1 protein-coding gene is annotated in these 2,124 nt (G+C 46.0%); it reads left to right on the top strand.

Features of this window, described 5'->3' with window-relative positions; genetic code table 11:
• Positions 1 to 222: 222 nt before the first annotated feature.
• Complete coding sequence (locus HMPREF9444_RS08350) at positions 223 to 2,106, top strand: IS1634 family transposase (protein ID WP_009143980.1); 1,884 nt, start codon at positions 223 to 225, stop codon at positions 2,104 to 2,106.
• The last annotated feature ends 18 nt before the right edge of the window (positions 2,107 to 2,124 follow it).

Genomic DNA, 2,124 nt, shown 5'->3' with positions numbered 1-2,124 from the left:
ATCATCGGCCTTTAGGCCGGTGAGGATGTCAATGGATAAGCTTGGAGTTGGTGAGCGATAAGGAAGTGACAAACAGAAAGATCGCGTCCTCAATGACCCTAGTATTTTAAATAATTTTTAGTTTGATGATTTTTAAGTCTTTTTTATTGAAGATAGCTTGTTTTTTATTTAAAAACTAGGTATAATCATTCTAATTTAATTGACCCCAGAAAGGACTTTATTATGTCTGATTCCGTCGCTCATCCCGTTCTCAAAGACGTTGTCTGCTCTAAAAAGAAATACGCCTATGCCCTGCTGCAGGGTAAAAGTGTGTGGAATGCCGAAAAAGGCTACTGCGATAAGGAAAAACAAATCCAAATCGGCTCTATCCGGGAAAGCGACGGTATCGGAGAGTGTATTTTCAATGAACGCTTTTTAAGCGAGAATCCGCAGTTCCGCCGCTGGCGGGTTTTTCGTGTTGCCAAAGGACAATATGAGTACCGCAGAAAGAGCGCAGATGAGATGCGCAAGCCTCAGGAGGTTAAGCGCAAAACAGCAGCTCGTCCGGTAAAGTCCGCTAAATTCGGGGCGGAGTATTTTTTATGCCGTTTCTTTGAAAGAAGTGCTACGGGGCGTCATTTAAAAGCGTTGACCGATAAATCACAGTATGACCTGTTTCTGACGCTGCTGCTGACGATAATGCTGTACGGCGCTAAAGGTTTGGCGTGGATGACGGAAAAAGTACGCAAAGAGCATTGCGGTCTTTATGGTAAAAAGATTGATAAAGACACCATTTTGCGTTTATTTAAAAAGATGGAGCAGGACAATACGGTCGGAGCCGTGATGAAGGCCAAATGCCGGGAGGCCGGCAGCCGCAAAGAGCAGAGCGTAACTTTAGCTTTAGACGGCACCAATATTGATTTTTACGGCAGAAAAAACGATAAGGCCCGCTACGGTAAAAGCAAAAGCGGCAACGCTGTTCCGATAGTCAATCTGCTGACTTTGATGGATCAAATCACGCACGAGCTGTACGGAGTAATGTCTTATTCCGGAGACGTAACCGATGTTTCCACAGTGGAAAGCGTATGTCGGCAGTTGATGTATCAAGGAGACGGCGGACTGAAAAACAAGCTGCGGCTTATATGTGACCGTGGTTATTGGTCGGTGTTTAATCTCAGTACGATGTTAGATCACGGCTGCGGTTTTCTGGTTAACTGCAATACAGCGCGTTCAAACAAAATCAAACAGCTGATATTAGAGCATGCTGCCAATCTGCAGGGGTATAACGGCACTGCGATATTCCGCGGAGATGAGCCGGACGGGGCGGAGGCGGAGCTGTTAACCGCGGTTACTTTGAACAAAGAATGGTCTTATACCAAGACCACCGCTGCGGGACGTGCTCCGTTTAAAACCCGCGCTAAGATTTACGTACATATTATCTTCTCCCACTCAATTTACCGTAATGCTTTGGAGCATTACGGCCACAGCGTCGCCGAGCTTAATGAAATCTATCGGGAAGCACAAAAGGAAGGAAGCTGGAAACCCGCGGGAGAAAAGCATCGTTTCCATGAACTGCTTACCGGAAAACATCTGAGCTTATTCGATGACAATTTAATCAAATACGATGCAGAGCAGCAGCGCTTTGTCTTAAAGATGGCGGCGGTGACGGAAAAGTGCAGGTTAACCGCCTCCCGGGTTTTGGTCAGTGATTTTTGTACTGACGCGGCTGAAGCCGACCGTATTTACAGAATGCGCAGCAATATCGAAATCGGCTATCGACTTAACAAAAGCACTATGGAAGGCAGGGTGAGCGGCAAATCCGCCTCAGGAAGCTTTGACGGCATGATGTTTCTTACTGCCGTGGCTGTGGAAATGTCGATGCAGATAAGACAAAAGTTTAAAGATTACAACGCCAAGCTGCCGCTTAAAGAGCGGGTTTATTTACCGCATAACTCTCTGCGCTGCCTTATGCATACTCTGGACGGAGTTGAGGCGATTGTTGATGAGAACAAGCGAGAGCTTATCATTCAGGGCGGTGTAACCGATGAAATTAATGAAATACTTTCTATCTGCGGGATTAAAACCTTTGCCGCATTGGGGCGGGAAGCATTTGAAAAATCTACATAAAAAAGCACATAGATCCTC

The organism is Succinatimonas hippei YIT 12066, assembly GCF_000188195.1.
Classification (GTDB): domain Bacteria; phylum Pseudomonadota; class Gammaproteobacteria; order Enterobacterales; family Succinivibrionaceae; genus Succinatimonas; species Succinatimonas hippei.
The sequence above is the reverse complement of the archived record's forward strand: the minus strand, read 5'-3'. Positions and strand labels throughout refer to the sequence as shown.

Coding starts and splice junctions, on each gene's coding strand:
- HMPREF9444_RS08350 (WP_009143980.1), top strand. CDS start 223: ATGTCTGATTCCGTCGCTCATCCCGTTCTCAAAGACGTTGTCTGCTCT.